The organism is Sorangium sp. So ce176, assembly GCF_051519835.1.
GTDB classification, from domain to species: domain Bacteria; phylum Myxococcota_A; class Polyangia; order Polyangiales; family Polyangiaceae; genus Sorangium; species Sorangium cellulosum_G.
In genome coordinates this window covers 1,249,930-1,264,830 of the sequence record NZ_CP150371.1, presented here as the reverse complement: position 1 = coordinate 1,264,830, position 14,901 = coordinate 1,249,930, and the positions used below count along the sequence as shown (strand labels likewise).

Below are 14,901 nucleotides of genomic sequence, written 5' to 3'. Positions count from 1 at the left end.
GACCTGTTCGGTATCCTAGACGCTGCCTGACGATCTGCCGAGCGGCGCGCTACTCAGGATCGCCGTGGAGGAGCCACTCGTGGGCGGCGTCCTCGTCCCAGAAGCGCCGGAGGACCTTGTCCGTGCCGCTCTCGCGCGCCACGCGGTTGAGCTGGAGCGCCACGATGTCGCTCTCGATGATCTCGGCGACGCGCATCACCCCGAGCTCCAGGCCGAACTCCTGGACGGCGCGGATCTTCTCCGCGACCTCGGGCGCCATCGGCCGGAAGCCGCGGACATCGGCCTTGATCTTGATCTCCCGGCCCTGCAGGCCCTCGCACGCCTTCCTCAGCTCGCTGACGAAGTTCTCCATCTCTTCGAGGCGGACACGGCCCTCGAGGACGAAATCCACGATGGCGTGGATCCGGTCGACTTTGATCTCGAACACGTTGAGAGACCTCCTGCCAGTTCCCGAAGGGGCGGGATGGGGCCGCGCGATCATACCCTGGATCGCAGGGGGCGAGCCCCGGGATCGCGCCGCCCGGGCGGCCGCGATGCCGGCGGTCGGCCGTGAGAGGCGCGCGCAGGGAGGCGGGAGACGGCGCCCCGGCGCGGGGCGGACGGCGTGTTTCCTGGAGACGCGCCGCGCCGCCCGCGCCGGCTCCCGCTCATTCGCGGGGGGAGCGCGCCCGGCGCGGGGCCACGCGCCGGCGCGCGCGGCCCGTCACGCCGTCCGCGCCTCGCCGACGTGCGACTTGCCCTGTCCGCGGCGCGCGGCGATCGCCCTCTCGTAGATGGTCGCGTACTGCGAGAGCAGCGTGGGCCATTGCCGCTCCTTGAGGATCCATTCGCGCGCGTTCTTGCCGACCCGATCGAGGCGCTCCGGATCCTTCAGCGCCTCGACGCACCGCCGCGTCAGGTCGGCGCTGTCGCCGGCCTTGAAGACGAACCCCGTCTCGCCATAGCGCACGAGCTCTCCCATCGCGGGGACGTCGCTCACCATCACGGGACGGGCCATGGCCATGGCCTCGAGGGGCTTCAGCGGCGTCGTGAGCGCGGTCGTCCGGGTCCGGATGCGCGGATACACGAGCAGGCTCGCCATCGCGTAGATGTTGAACACCTCGTCGTGCGGCACCCGCCCGGTGAACGTCACCTTGGACTCCACCCCTCGCTCGCGGGCGAACGCCTTGAGCTCCATCTCCTGGCCGCCGGCCCCGGTGATGACGACGTGCGCGTCCGGGATCTCCCGCGCGATGTCGCCGATCGCCGCGATGAGCGTCTGGAGCCCCTCGTACGGCTGGAACGTGCCGACGTACCCGATGAGCCTCTTTCCGGCGAGCCCGAAGCGCTCCCAGGCGCCGGGCGGCGCCTCCCGCGGCGCGAACTTGTCCGAGTCGACGCCGTTGCCCACGACGTAGAGCGCGTCCGTGCTGCGCACCCGCGGCGCGACCGCGTTCTTCAGGCTCTCGCAGATCGTCACCGTCGCGTCAGCGTACTTGTAGACGATGCTCTCGAGGCCGGCGGCGATCTTGTAAGGCACCGAGTCCTCGGCGAATTTGCCCCGATCGACCGAGGCGTTCTCCCAGAGGTCGCGCACCTCGTAGACGAGCGGCAGCCCGAAGCGGCGCGCCGCCGCGAGCGCCGGCAGCCCGACCAGCATGGGCGAGTGCGCGTGCACGAGATCGGGCTGAAACTCCCGGATCGCGTCCTCGACGCGCGCCTCCAGCGCCCGCACGAGCGAGAGCTCCCGGACGACCGGCAGCTTCTTGCCGGACGGCTCGCGCGTCCGCCAGGTGGAGATCCCGCCGATCTCCTCCTTCAGCGTGTCCCCGGACCCCTGCTGCGCCGAGGTCACCACCGCCGGACGCATCCCGTGCTCGGCCTGATGCTTGATGATGTAGTCGCTGCGGATCGTGTACCCCGCAATGACAGGCAGCGACGTATGAAGAACATGAAGCACGCGCACGGATCACCGCCCTTCGTTGTGATGATGCGCCGCGCAGCCTACCCGAGGCCGCCGCGATCGTCACCAGGCACGTCCACCGCGCGCGCCCCACGCGCGATCGACGCAGGCCGCGCGCGCGGCCTGCGCCGACCCGCGCGCGCGTCCCGACCCCGACGGCGCTCGCCGCGCGACGAGCGGCCCGAGAGCCTAGCTCTCGGCTGCCCCGTTGCGGTACGCTCCGCCGCCCCATGACCCTCAAAATCGCGATCGTCGGCTGCGGCAAGATCGCCGACGGGCACATCGAAGAGATCCAGAAGATGCCGGAGCGGGCCCGGGTCGTCGCAGTCTGCGACCTAGAGCTCCTGATGGCCGAGCAGATCGCGGTGCGCTACGGCATCCCGAGCCACTACGACTCGTTCGACCGGATGCTCGACGTCGAGAAGCCCGACGTCGTCCACATCACCACCCCTCCGCAGTCCCACCTGTTCCTCGCGCGGCGCGCCATCGAGGCGGGCGCCCACGTCTACGTGGAGAAGCCGACCGCGCTGAACCTCTCGGACGTGCGGCGCCTCATCGAGCTCTGCACCGCCGCCGGGAAGAAGATGACCGTCGGCTGGGAGTACCAGTTCGATCCGCCGGCCGTCGAGATGCGGCGCCTCATCGGCGAGGGCGTGCTCGGCGACCCCGTCCACGTGGAGAGCTGCTTCGGCTACAACCTCTCCGGCCCCTTCGGCGCGGCGCTCCTCGGCGACGGATCGCACTGGGTCCACCGCCTCCCGGGCAAGCTGTTCCACAACAACATCGACCACCTGCTCAACAAGGTCGTCGAGTTCGTGGACGACGAGCAGCCGAAGGTCACCGCGACCGCCTACGCGCTCCGGGAGAAGCGCTTCGGCGACGCGCGCGACGACATGCTCGACGAGCTCCGCGTCACGGTGCAGGGCGCGCGCGTCAGCGCGTACGGGACGTTCTCGTCGCACGCGCGGCCGCCCGGGCACTTCCTCCGCGTCTACGGCACGAAGAACACGCTCCACGTCGACTTCACGAGCCGCACGGTCACGCTCGACGCGTCGCCGAAGCTGCCGAGCGCCATCGGCCGCGTCGTGCCCGCCTTCGATCAGGCCCTCTCCTACCTGCGCGAAGGGGGCAAGAACGTCGTGCGGTTCGCCCGCAGCGACTTCCACTTCTTCTCGGGGATGAACCGCCTGATCGGGCTCTTCTACGACAGCATCACGCGGGGCGCGGAGCTGCCGATCTCGTACCGGGACATGATCCGGGTCGCGTGGATGATGGATGAGATCTTCCGGCAGGTCCCGCAGGAGAAGGCGCGCACATGAAAGTCCTTGTCACTGGCTCGAACGGCTTCCTCGGGTCGTCCCTCGTCGACCGGCTGCTCGCCCACGGCGAGACCGACATCCGCTGCCTCGTCCGCCCGGCGAGCAACCGCGCGCGGCTGGAGGAGCTCGAGCAGCGCCGGGGCGTCCCCCTCGAGGTCGCGGTGGGCTCCCTCGCCACGAAGGAGGCCGCCGAGCACGCTGTCGAGGGCGTGGACGTTGTCTACCACGTGGCCGCGGCCATGGGCGGCGCGCCTGCGGACATGTTCCTGAACACCGTTGTCGCCTCGAAGAACCTGCTCGAGGCGCTGGTCCACACGGGCCGGTCGCCGCGGGTCATCCTCATCAGCTCCTTCGGCGTCTACGGCGTGGCCGACCTCCCGCGCGGGTACATCGTCGACGAGAACACCCCGCTCGAGTCGCGGCCCGCGCAGCGCGACCTCTACTCGCAGGCGAAGCTCCGGCAGGAGAAGCTCTTCTGGGAGTACCAGGCGCGCTACGGCTTCCCGCTCACGGTGCTCCGCCCCGGCGTCATCTACGGCCCGGGCGGCAACGCCTTCTCCGGCCGCGTCGGGATGAGCCTTTTCGGCGTGTTCCTGCACCTCGGCGGGCGCAACATCCTCCCGCTGACGTACGTGGACAACTGCGCCGAGGCGATCGCCGTCGCTGGCCGGAGCGAGGTCGCGAAGGGGCAGGTCTACAACGTCCACGACGACGACCTGCCCACGGCCGACGTCTACCTCGCCCGCTACAAGCGCGAGGTGAAGCCGATCCGCTCGCTCTCGGTGCCCTATGTCGCCCTCACCGGGATATCGAAGCTCGTGGAGCGATATCACGCCTACTCGAAGGGTCAGCTCCCGGCCGTCTTCACGCCGTACAAGAGCGCGACCTCCTGGAAGGGGAACCGGTTCGACAACACCAAGCTGAAGGCGCTCGGCTGGAAGCAGCTCGTCTCCACCGAGGAGGGCCTGCAGCGCACGTTCGCCTATCTCCGGGAACGCGCGACATGACGCGTGGGCGGTCGCTCGCGCCGCTCGCGCTGGCGCTCGGCCTCGCGGGTCTCCTCGCCGGCTGCGACCGGCGGCAGACCCCGGGGCCCCCGGCGGTGCACAGCGGCGCGGGCGCGCAGCCCGGCGCGCATCCGGGCGCCGAGGAGACGCAGTCCGGCGCCGCGGCCCTCGCTGTCGCGGCGCCGCGCTTCCAGGCGCCGCCAGCGCCGCCGGCCGTGCCGGCCAAGGGGCACCCGAGGCTCTGGGTGCGCGAGGCCGACCTGCCGAAGCTGCGCGCGCGCGCCACGCCGGCGAACCCCCTGTTCAAGGAGCTCGCGACCGTCACGGCCGAGGCCGTGGCGGCGATGGACAAGGGCCAGATCCCCTCCGAGGGCGACTGCGCCTTCAGCCGCGTCTACTGCGAGGCGCACGCCGAGCTGTTCGCCTTCATGTCGCTCGTCTCGAGCGACGAGGCGGCCCGCAACGACTACGCCGCACGCGCGCGCAAGATCCTCCTCTACATCGTCGACCGCGTGAACAAGGGAGATCCCAAGGACCCCTTCAACCGCAACTTCGCCAGGGGCGACCGCGCCCGCTGGGCCGGCGAGTCGTTCGGCCTCACGGTCGACTGGATCTACGGGTACCTCTCGCCCCAGGACAAGGCGGCGATACGGCCCGTCTTCCTGCGCTGGGCCGAGGAGCAGCTCAGGTCGACGACGACGAGCCACGCCCACCCCGAGCCGATCGGCAAGCTGAACGACCCGGCGATGCTGAAGGAGCCGAGGAAGCGCCGGTACGCCGTGAACAACTACTTCACGTCGCACATGCGCAACCTCACGCTCCTGTCGCTCGCGTTCGACGAGGCCGACGACCCGCCGGATCAGAAGCACAACGGCACCTACCCGCGGCTCCGGGACTACTTCGCCAACGTCGCCGGGGCGTGGCTCTACATGAGCGACAGCGTCCTCCGGAACGACGCGCGCGGCGGCGTGCCGCCGGAGGGCTTCCAGTACGGCCCCGCGACGCTGGCCTACGTGAGCGAGACGCTCCTCGCCATCCAGACCGCGGGCGAGGCCGATCCGGCGAAGTGGGGCCCGCAGGTGCACCTCGACGGCAACCCCTTCTGGCACGAGTTCATCCCGGCCCACCTCCACAGCCTGAGCCCCGCCACGCCCCAGGGCCGGATCGGGCCGACCCACGAGGCCGCGTGGACGGGCGACGGCCAGCGCTACGAGTACACGGATCACATCGATCCGTTCGCGGCGCTCGGCCTCCACGCCCAGAACAGCGGCAACGCCGAGCGCCTGAACGCGCTCCGCTGGATGGCCATCCACGCCGGTCCCGGCGGCGCCGCGGGCCTCGCGCGGCGCGCCCGCTCGACGCTCGGCCAGGTGCACAAGCGGCACTCGATCCTGTACTTCCTGCTGCTCGACCCGGCGGTGACCCCGACCGACCCGCGCCCCTCGATCCCGCTCACGCACTACGGCGCCGGCCTCGGCCACGTGTTCGCGAGGACGAGCTGGGGGCCCGACGCGACGTGGCTCCACTACCAGCTTGGCTGGGAGCACATCGACCACCAGCACGGCGACGGCCTCAGCTTCGGCTTCTACCGCGGCGGCGAGTGGCTCACCAAGGAGCGCATCGGGTACGGCGCCTTCTTCGGCAACTCCGAGCAGCACAACACCCTCGCCGTCGAGAACGACCGCAACCGCCGCCACGACGACCCGAACCGCGGCGAGCTCTGGCGGCGCGGCTCCCAGTGGCCGCTCGTGCACACGCACGATCCCCGGGTGCTCGCGAAGAGCTTCGCGCAGGACTACGTCTACGTGCTCGGCGACGCGACCCCGCTCTACAACTCCGACTACGAGAACATCGGCGACGTGAAGCACGTCAGCCGCTCGCTCGTGTGGCTCAAGCCGGATCACCTCGTGCTCTACGACCGCGCCGCGACGGGCAAGGAGGGGCGCTTCAAGCGCTTCTTCCTGCAGACGCCGAGCGCCGCGCAAGTGGCGGGGAACCTGGCGACGGTCACGACGCCCAAGGGGCAGAAGCTCTTCGTGACCGCGCTGCTGCCCGACAACCCCGTCCTCGCGGCCGAGCCGTACAAACCGACGGGCACCTGGGACACCAAGCCGGCCGAGTTCGAGTCGATGCTCGCGACCCTGCGGACCGAGCCGCCGTCCCCCATGCCGAGAGACACGCGTTTCCTCCACGTGCTCCAGGGCGCCGACGGCAAGGCGGCGGCGGACCCGGCGGCGCTCGTGCGAACGAAGCAGGGCACGCCCTTCGCGGGCGTCGCGGTGAAAGGCACCCTGGTCCTGTTCCCTGTCGATCTGGGCGCCGTGTCCCAGGTCCAGTACACCGCGCCCGCCGGCGTGACGAGGCACCTCGTCACGGGGCTCACCCCCGGCGCCTCGTACGACGTGAGCAAGAAGCCCGGCGGCGGCGGCGACGAGATCACCATCCGCCCCGGCTCGGCCACCAAGGCCGACGAGGGCGGCGTCCTCTCCTTCTGAGCGCCCCGCGCCGACGCGTCTCGCAGCCGTCGTCCCCGGAAGCGGCGGGTACGTCCCCGCCGATCCCGCCTCGAGCGCCACGCCCGCCGCCGAGCGCCACGACCCTGCGCGCGGCCGCCCCCTCGGGCGCCGGCTTGTCCTCGGCGCGGCGCGCTGCGATACTTCATGTTCCCCCGCCACGTCTTCTACGGAGATGTCATGAGCAAGAAGCACCTCGTCTCTGCCGGCGCGTTCTTCGTCGCGCTGGGCGCCCTGTTCATCCCTGTCGAGGGCAGCGCTCCCGCCGCGACGGGCCCCATCGCGAAGGCCAGCTCGCTCGATCTGTCCGGCACCTCGAGCGCCCGGCCTGACGCCCCGCTGGATCTGCTCTTCATCCACCACTCGGTCGGCGGCCAGATGCTCACGGATCCGGGCCCCGAGAAGGAGAAGGCGTCGTGCGTCTACGAGGCGCACCCGAACGGCGGCGGGCTCAAGAAGAAGCTCACCGAGCAGGGCTACCGCGTCCACGAGGCCTCCTACGGCAGCGCGATCGGCGAGGACACCGATCTCTTCCACTGGGCGCCCAAGTTCCGCGACAGGATGGACAAGGTGCTCCGGGTCGCGATGAACGACCAGATGCACCCGGACGGCGTGGTGAACCGGATCGTCGTCTTCAAGTCCTGTTATCCCAACAACCGCTTTGTCGGCGAGGGCACCGCCCCTGGCAACCCCGCCGGCCCGGAGCTCACGGTCTGGAACGCGAAGGCCACGCTGGCGTCGCTCCTGCCCGAGCTCGCGAAGCGGAAGGACACGCTGTTCGTCTACGTCACCGCCCCCGCGAACGTCCTCAAGCGCTCGAAGGAGCCCGCCTGGAAGTGGACCGTGAAGCAGATCCTCGGCAGGCCCTCCGAGGCCCAGGTCCTGCAGCGCCAGGCCGACCACGCCCGCTCGTTCAACAACTGGGTCAAGTCGCCCGATGGCTGGCTCAGCGGGTATCCGGAGAAGAACGTGGTCGTCTTCGACTACTACGACGTGCTCACGAACAGGGGCGAGTCCAACTTCTCGCAGTACGGCTCGGAGGGGGGCACCGACAACCACCCGTCGCGCGAGGGCAACGAGAAGGCCGCGGACGAGTTCGTGCCGTTCCTGAACCAGGCCGTGCGCCGCATGGGCCTCAGCACGTGACGTCGCGCGCCCGGCCCTCCCGCCGGGAGGATCGAGCGCGACGTGCTTGACGCGGGCCGCGATTCTCCGGAACGTCGCCCTCCACCCGAACCGCGTCTTCGCTGAGGACCCTCGACATGCTCGCGCTCCCCGGGGTCATCCTTCTCATCATCTTCATCTACGGCAGGCCTCAGGAGTGGGACGAGCGGTTCGAGAACCTGCCGTTCCTCTACCTGTGGCTCGGCCTCGCGTTCATGGGCATGGGACTCGACCTCGCCCTGGGCAAGGTCAGGCTGAAGGCGACCCCGCAGCTCCGGTGGGCGATCGTCGTCTACCTCTGGTGCGTGCTCACGCTCGGCCTGCGGAACCCCGGCGAGTTCTCCGAGGGCTTCGTCTCGATCAGCGTGACGTTCGTGCTCTTCTTCCTCATCGGGCACAGCCCAGAGGGCTTCAAGGGCTTCCAGAAGCTCGCCGGCACGGTGCTCGTGATGGGCCTCTTCGTGGCGGGCGTCGCCATCCACCAGGGGTTCTCGTCGTTTCAGTGCCTCGCGATGACGCAGACAATCGGCGGCTCGCGCGGCGAGGCGGGCATCCCCGACGGCCGCTTCTGCGAGACCCGCATGGACTGCCGCGAGGGACCGGGCGCCGATCCCGACGCCGAGTACCTGTGCGAGCGCGTCGGCCTCTTCAAGACGTCGACGATCAACGGCCGCGTGCGCTGGCGCGGCGTGCTCCAGGATCCGAACGAGCTCGCGCTCACCTCGGGCATCGTGCTGCCGTTCAGCTTCGCGCTCTTCGAGCAGAAGCGATCGTTCACGCGCGCGCTCCTCGTCCTCGCGTCGCTGCTCGTGATCGCGACCGCCATCATCCTCACGCAGTCGCGCGGCGGCCAGCTCGTCTTCGCGACGGTGCTCGGCGTCTACTTCGTCAAGAAGTACGGCGTCCGCGGCGCGCTCTTCGGCGCCGTCTTCGCCGCGCCGCTCATGCTCCTCGGCGGCCGCGGCGGCGGCGAGGCGGAGGAGTCGGCGAACGAGCGCACGGAGATCCTCTCCGAGGGCCTCCTGATCTACCGGATGTTCCCGCTGATGGGCGCGGGCTACCGCCAGTTCACGGAGCACCACTGGCTCACCGCGCACAACGCCTACCTCCTCGCGCTCTCCGAGCTCGGCCCGCTCGGGATGTTCGCGTGGAGCGCGATGATCTACCTCACGCTCAAGATCTCGCTGGTCGCGCTCAAGCGGTACGAGCACGGCGCCCATTTCGCGGGGATCCGCGCCTGGTCCATGGCGATGATGGCCGGGTTCTGCGGGATGATGGTCGGGATCTTCTTCCTCTCGTTCACCTACCACTACGTGCTCTGGATCTACTTCGGCCTCGCCGGGGCGCTGTACTGCGCCATCAAGAGCGTCGATCCCAACTTCTCGATCCGCCTCGAGAAGCGCGACGTGTACCGGCTCATCCTGGCCGATCTCTTCCTGGTGCTCGTGATCTTCGTGCTGAGCAGGAGGGGCTAGCCCCGCCGGTCAGCGCGCCTCATCAGAGGTCGCTGGCGCGCGGGGCCAGCGCCGTCGCGAGGCGGGCGCGGGGGGCGCGGAGCGCGCCGGCCTCCGGGCTCAGCGCCCGAGGCCGAGGACCATCACGAGCGGGGTCTTCAGGATGATCGACAGCTCCATCTGGAGGAACGTCGAGAGCTTCTCGAGCGACGCGGCGTACGCGAGGTCGAAGAGCAGCTTCATCCGCATGTCGTCGGCCTCGGCCCCCTCCGCCTCCTCGAGGCCGAACGGGTTGGTCAGCGTCGCCTCGAACGCCGCGACCTCGCTCTCCGCCGGGGCGCGCCCGGTGTAGCCCAGCGAGACCTGCGCCAGGCCCGTGATGCCCGGCTTGATGTCGCGCATCCGCTCCTCGAAGAACGGGATGGCGAGCGCGAGGTTCACGAGCAGCTCCGGCCGCTCGGGGCGCGGCCCCACGATGCTCATGTCGCCCATGAGCACGCTCCAGAACTGCGGGAGCTCGTCGAGCCGCGTCTTGCGCAGGAAGCGCCCGACGCGGGTGATGCGCGGATCGTCCTGCTGGGCGAGCACGGGCCCTGTCATCTTCTCGGCGTCCACGCGCATGGAACGGAACTTGCGCATGTGGAACTCGACGAACCGCGGGTAGGCGACGCCGTCCCGTACTTCCGTGCCGATGAGCATCCCGGCACGGCGCTGCATGTAGAAGATCGGCCCGGGCGACTCGAGGTAGATGGCCGCGCCGATGAGGGGGTAGAGCGGGAGGGTCAGCGTGAGACCCACGAGCGAGCCCGCGATGTCGATCGCACGTTTCGCTACACGAACGCCAGGTGTCACTGTTTACCTTGTGGCTCCCATAGTTCAGAACGTGGTAGGGTACAAGCTCGGATGGAGGTTTGGGCGTGATCCGACTCCGAGTACCAGGTTCGTTGACCTATCGCCACCTCGCCCTCCGCGTGGTGGCGGCCGCTTGCAAGATGGCCGCGCCTCGGAGGGCTGAGGGCGGGTCGCCCGGCCTGAGCCTGGAGGATTTCGAGGCCCAGACCGTCTCGGCGTTCGGCGAGGCGTTCAACAACATCGCGATTCATGGATATAGAGATGGGCCGCCGGGCGACGTCGACATCGAGATCGAGTCCGACGCGGACGGCATCATCATCCGCCTGATGGACACGGGGTGCAGCTTCGATCCCGCGGCCATCGAGAACCCTCCCATCGACGACCTCCCCGAGTCCGGGATGGGGCTGTTCATCATCAAATCATTCATGGATGAGGTCGACTACCATCCCGGCAGCCCGAATGTCCTCCGCCTGGTGAAGCGGCGGGACGGCAGCTCGTGCATCGCCGGCGACGGCAGCGAAGGTAGCAGTGAACAAGAGCCGTCCGGTTCCGACTTCGCCGAGGCGACGGGGCATCGGACGAGCAGTTTCCGAATGCGGAGCGTCTCCCGCTCGGGCGCAGCCCGCGCCGCTGGGGGAATCAAAATCCAATGAGCTATACGCGGACCGATAACGGCAATGAGACGGTCGTGCAGTTCGAGGGGACCCTCGACGCAGTGACCGCACCGGAGTTCAGGACGTTGGTTGACGAGCTGGTGGCGGAGAACCGCCAGAACATCACGCTCGAGCTCTCGTCGCTCCGGCTGATCGACAGCTCTGGCGTCGGCGTGATCGTCTCGCTGTTCAAGCGGGTTCGCGCGAACGGCGGCCAGGTGCGCATCGTGGGGCTGAGGGATCAGCCGCGCGCCATCTTCCGCCTGCTGCGCCTCGACCGGGTGTTCCCGACGTGACGTCTGGGGCGGCGTGCTCGCCGCCGACCAGGCCACAGCGGCAGCGCTGGCAAGGGCGGCGCGGTGTCGACGAAGGCGTCGCGCCGGCGCTGGACCGCGGCCACGCCTGCCCGCGAGCGTGGCGGGGCATGGAGTAGGCGCAGAGTGGGCGCAGCGACGCGGCGCACAGGGCCGCGTGCAACAAGCTGGCGCTCGGGCAGCACACGTCTACCATAGGCAGCCGTCTGCCGGACCGGGGCGTACGCGCTCCGGACCGAGCGGCGCAAGCCAACCTTCGAGGAGCGGGGACTATGGACAACTGGAAGATGAACCAGCAGCCCGCCGGGCTCCCCCCGCCCCAGGAGCCGCTCGGGGCACTTCCCGCCGATGCGTCGGCGCGGCCTGCGGGCCCGCAGCCGCCCAGCATCAGCGCGATGATCAACCGGACCCTGGCGCACTGGTACGTGGCGGTGCTCGTGGCGCTCGCGGGGGTGGGCTTCACGGTGCTGGTCGTCCAGTCGAGGAAGCCCGCGTACCGCTCCGAGACCGTGATCTTCTACCGGGAGGGCGTGAAGGCGACGTACCTCGGGCCGGACGGGCCCGACCCGCTCCGCACCCTCTCCGCGCGGCTGAAGGAGACGCTGCTCGCGCGCTCCAACCTCGAGAAGGTCGTGACCGAGTTCAACCTCTTCCCCGACGTCCTCGAGAAGCGGGGCATGGTCGACGCGGTCGACCGGCTCCGCCTCAAGATCACCTTCAAGGCCCGATCGACCGACACCTTCGCGATCTCGGCCGAAGGGGAGACGCGGGAGCAGGCGCAGGAGGTGACGCAGCGGCTCGCGGACATCCTCGTCGAGGAGACGACGCGGATGCGCAGGTCGCAGGCGAAGCTGACGAACGAGTTCCTCGACGCCGAGCTGAAGCGCGCGGAGCAGGACGTCGAGAAGGCAGAGGCCGAGCTCGCGGCGTTCCTGGCCCAGCACCCCGAGTTCGCCGCCGAGCAGGCAGCGCCCGGCGGCGCGCAGACCGGCGCCGCCATCCGCGCGCAGGAGCGCCGCACCACCGGCGCCGATCCGACGCTGGAGGCGCTCGAGCGGCAGGTGCCCCGCCTGCGGGCCCGGCTCACCGGCAAGCCGGAGCAGGCGGCGCCGGGCTCCGCGGGGGCGCCGTCCCCCGCGCTCGTGCGGCAGCGGGATCAGGCCGAGCAGGAGCTCGCGACCGCGCGGCGGGATCTCGCGGACAAGCAGTCCCGCTTCACCGAGCAGCACCCCGACGTCCGGGCCGCGGCGGCCCGCGTGAGCAACGCCGAGGCGGCGCTGCGGCGCGCCGAGGAGGCGCTGATCCTGCCGCCGCCGCCGATCGTGGAGGTCGCCGCGACCGACGAGGCCGAGAAGGCGAAGATCAAGTCCCAGCTCGCCGCGCTCGAGCGGGAGATCGCGGCGCGCAGGGGCGCGAAGAAGGGGAACGCGGCCGACGCGAGCGAGACGGCGAAGCAGATCATCAACACCGAGACGGAGTGGTCCCGGCTCAGCCGCGAGAAGGCGCGGGCGCAGCAGCGGCTCGCCGATCTCGAGGGCAAGTCGTTCCGCGCGGAGATGGCCGCGAGCTCGGAGCAGGGCGGCTACTCGGCGCAGATCGAGGTGCTCGACCCGGCGTACAGGCCGAGCGCGCCCTCGAGCCCGTCGCGGCTGATCCTTGCCATCGGCGGGCTCTTCATGTCCATTGCGGCCGGCATCGCGGCCGCCGCGGCGCGTGGCATCGTGTTCGACGATCGGGTTTACGACATGGAAGATATCGATCGCATGGCGCTCGCTCCGGTGCTCGTCATCGTGCCAGCCGCCACGCGCGGGTCCCGAGGCCGCCGTGGCTGAGACAGGCGGTGCTGAGCCGGGAAAGCCCCCGCCGGTCGCTTCCCTGGAGCGGGCGCTCGATCAGGTCTGCGACTTCCTGAGTCGCGCTGACCAGACCGCGCGGGTCCGCGCCCTCGTCATCGAGGCGCGCCGGCTCCGCAACGTGGTCGGCAACTGGCGGTCGATCGCGCCGGATCCGGACGTGCGCGAGGAGATGATCGCCCGCGTCCTGCGCCTCGCGAACGACGCCGAGGACGTTGTCTCGGCGGAGCGCCCGAGCTCCAGCCATGAGGACCCGAACGCCGCGTTCGACTCGCCGACCATCCGCCAGGAGCTGCCGCCGTCGGGCCACGCGCAGCCGCCGCACGGGATGGGGCTACGGCTCGGCCCCGGCCCGATGGCGGGCGTCCATTCTGGCATGCAGCAGCCGGCGGCCCCCCGAGGGCCGGCGGCCGCGACGCTGTTCCTGGCGGGGGGTCTGCCCGCGAACCACGGCGGGCACCCGGGCCATGTGGCGATGCACGGCGTGCACACACCGGCGCTGCCGCCCGGCCCCGAGCGGCCCGGCGTGGGCCCCGGGGTGACGCGCGTCGTCGATCTGAGCGCCACCCTGAGCAGCCCTGGACTCGTGTCCAGCGGCCCTGGCGCGACGAACGCGTCGGCGCCGGTGCCGATCGCGCGCGTCATCGCGCCGCCGGCGCGCGACGTGGGGGTGCGCGACGCGCCGGCGCACCCGGCGGGCTCGCCGCCGCTAGAGCGCTCGTTCAGCGGGACGTACCCCTCGCCCCCGTCGCTCGTCTTCGATCGCGTGGTGCCGCCCGCGTCGCGCGAGGTGACGGTGCGCGAGGTGCCTCCGCCGCAGCTGCCGCCGCAGCAGCCGCCGCCGCCCGAGAGGCCGCAGGAGCGCTCGGCGACCAGCGCGTTCGCCTCGCCGCCCTCCCTCATCTTCAACCGCGTTGTGTCGACCCCGGCGCACCACGCCGTGGACGCGAAGCTGCAGTCGCTCGACCCGACGTTCGAGGAGCCGCCGTCGCTCCACATCGAGCACATGCGCTCCCTGCCCGCAGGGCCGGAGACCGCCGGGCTCCTCCCGGAAGAGTCCCTGGGCGGCCCGGGCGAGATCACCGTGCGCCCGCTCCCGATGCCGGACGCCGTCGATCCGAACATCGTGATGGTCCACGCGCCGTACTCGCCGCAGGCGGACGCCTACCGCACGCTCCGGCGCAAGCTGCCGCTGGGCGCCGGGACAACGATCGCGGTGACCAGCGCGTCGCCGGGCGAGGGCAAGACGTCGTGCGCCATCAACCTCGCGCTCGCGCTGCGCGAGACCGTCCGCGGGCGGATCCTCCTCGTCGAGGCGAACATCCGCAAGCCAGGCATCGCCAGGGCGCTGCGGTTCGACCCGCCGAGCTGCTTCTCGGAGCAGGTCCAGCGCCACGTCAACAATCGGTACGCGCCCTGGGTCGTCGTCGAGCAGGCCGCGCCGGCGCCCGCCGTGGCGCCCAGCGACGACACGGCCGAGTCGTTGGAGCGGAACGGGCCGTCGGGCAGCAGGTCGCCCGACCCGAGGCTCGCCCTCCAGACGCCCGTCCACGTCCTGGCCGTCGATCCGAGCAAGGAGCGCCCGCCGATCCTCGACGCGGTGGCGTTCGCGAGCGCGATCGAGAGCCTCAAGCGCGCGGGCTACGCCTACATCATCATCGACACGCCGCCAGTGCTCGGCAGCATGGACGTGAACGTGATCGCCGACTCGGTGAGCGGCGTGGTCATGACGTCCCTGGTCAAGAAGTCGACCCGCAAGGCGATCCGTCAGGCCATCGAGCAGCTCCGGCCGGCGCCCATCCTCGGTGTCGTCCTGCTCGACACTTGAGC

General features: G+C 70.7%; 12 protein-coding genes. 9 read left to right on the top strand and 3 right to left on the bottom strand.

Annotated elements, in window-relative coordinates; genetic code table 11:
- Positions 1-49: 49 nt before the first annotated feature.
- A complete protein-coding gene (locus WMF42_RS04680; RefSeq protein ID WP_061612387.1) occupies positions 50-427 on the bottom strand; it encodes an STAS/SEC14 domain-containing protein in 378 nt (125 codons plus the stop codon).
- A gap of 276 nt (positions 428-703) precedes the next feature.
- Entirely contained in the window at positions 704-1,945 is a 1,242-nt protein-coding gene (locus WMF42_RS04675; protein ID WP_063815973.1) for a glycosyltransferase, read from the bottom strand.
- Positions 1,946-2,172: 227 nt separating this feature from the next.
- Here WMF42_RS04675 and WMF42_RS04670 point away from each other — a divergent pair, with 227 nt between their 5' ends.
- The 5 genes from WMF42_RS04670 (at position 2,173) to WMF42_RS04650 (ending at position 9,420) form a co-directional block, all read left to right on the top strand.
- Positions 2,173-3,261, top strand: a complete 1,089-nt coding sequence (locus WMF42_RS04670) for a Gfo/Idh/MocA family protein (protein ID WP_061612386.1) — start codon at positions 2,173-2,175, stop codon at positions 3,259-3,261.
- The gene (locus tag WMF42_RS04665) at positions 3,258-4,268 is read left to right on the top strand and encodes an NAD-dependent epimerase/dehydratase family protein (protein WP_434045708.1); all 1,011 of its coding nucleotides are present in this window, start codon (positions 3,258-3,260) and stop codon (positions 4,266-4,268) included. The genes WMF42_RS04670 and WMF42_RS04665 overlap by 4 nt, the downstream gene beginning before the upstream one ends.
- Positions 4,265-6,763, top strand: coding sequence for a hypothetical protein (locus WMF42_RS04660; RefSeq protein WP_437690441.1), 2,499 nt, complete (start codon positions 4,265-4,267; stop codon positions 6,761-6,763). Before WMF42_RS04665 ends, WMF42_RS04660 begins: the two co-directional genes overlap by 4 nt.
- A gap of 198 nt (positions 6,764-6,961) precedes the next feature.
- Positions 6,962-7,927, top strand: a complete 966-nt coding sequence (locus tag WMF42_RS04655; RefSeq protein ID WP_437690439.1) for a hypothetical protein — start codon at positions 6,962-6,964, stop codon at positions 7,925-7,927.
- A 116-nt stretch (positions 7,928-8,043) separates the two neighbouring features.
- Positions 8,044-9,420 (top strand): O-antigen ligase family protein, encoded by a 1,377-nt coding sequence (locus tag WMF42_RS04650; RefSeq protein WP_061612383.1) that lies wholly within the window; start codon positions 8,044-8,046, stop codon positions 9,418-9,420.
- Between the two features lie 99 nt (positions 9,421-9,519).
- Here the strand turns inward: WMF42_RS04650 and WMF42_RS04645 are convergent, their stop codons facing one another.
- Positions 9,520-10,251: a sugar transferase gene (locus WMF42_RS04645; protein WP_061612382.1), complete on the bottom strand. Its 732-nt coding sequence runs from the start codon at positions 10,249-10,251 to the stop codon at positions 9,520-9,522.
- Between the two features lie 92 nt (positions 10,252-10,343).
- On the opposite strand from WMF42_RS04645, the gene WMF42_RS04640 reads away from it, so the two are divergent.
- From WMF42_RS04640 to WMF42_RS04625, 4 genes are all read left to right on the top strand, one after another.
- Positions 10,344-10,904: an ATP-binding protein gene (locus WMF42_RS04640; RefSeq protein WP_061612381.1), complete on the top strand. Its 561-nt coding sequence runs from the start codon at positions 10,344-10,346 to the stop codon at positions 10,902-10,904.
- Positions 10,901-11,200 (top strand): STAS domain-containing protein, encoded by a 300-nt coding sequence (locus WMF42_RS04635; protein ID WP_044985570.1) that lies wholly within the window; start codon positions 10,901-10,903, stop codon positions 11,198-11,200. The genes WMF42_RS04640 and WMF42_RS04635 overlap by 4 nt, the downstream gene beginning before the upstream one ends.
- Before the next feature lie 290 nt (positions 11,201-11,490).
- Entirely contained in the window at positions 11,491-13,050 is a 1,560-nt protein-coding gene (locus tag WMF42_RS04630; RefSeq protein WP_061612380.1) for a GumC family protein, read from the top strand.
- The gene (locus WMF42_RS04625; protein ID WP_061612379.1) at positions 13,043-14,899 is read left to right on the top strand and encodes a CpsD/CapB family tyrosine-protein kinase; all 1,857 of its coding nucleotides are present in this window, start codon (positions 13,043-13,045) and stop codon (positions 14,897-14,899) included. The genes WMF42_RS04630 and WMF42_RS04625 overlap by 8 nt, the downstream gene beginning before the upstream one ends.
- Positions 14,900-14,901 lie beyond the last annotated feature (2 nt).

Excerpts from the sequence above, each read along its gene's own strand:
- WMF42_RS04630 (WP_061612380.1), top strand. The coding sequence starts at position 11,491 with ATGGACAACTGGAAGATGAACCAGCAGCCCGCCGGGCTCCCCCCGCCC.
- WMF42_RS04635 (WP_044985570.1), top strand. The coding sequence starts at position 10,901 with ATGAGCTATACGCGGACCGATAACGGCAATGAGACGGTCGTGCAGTTC.
- WMF42_RS04650 (WP_061612383.1), top strand. The coding sequence starts at position 8,044 with ATGCTCGCGCTCCCCGGGGTCATCCTTCTCATCATCTTCATCTACGGC.
- WMF42_RS04665 (WP_434045708.1), top strand. The coding sequence starts at position 3,258 with ATGAAAGTCCTTGTCACTGGCTCGAACGGCTTCCTCGGGTCGTCCCTC.
- WMF42_RS04660 (WP_437690441.1), top strand. The coding sequence starts at position 4,265 with ATGACGCGTGGGCGGTCGCTCGCGCCGCTCGCGCTGGCGCTCGGCCTC.
- WMF42_RS04655 (WP_437690439.1), top strand. The coding sequence starts at position 6,962 with ATGAGCAAGAAGCACCTCGTCTCTGCCGGCGCGTTCTTCGTCGCGCTG.
- WMF42_RS04670 (WP_061612386.1), top strand. The coding sequence starts at position 2,173 with ATGACCCTCAAAATCGCGATCGTCGGCTGCGGCAAGATCGCCGACGGG.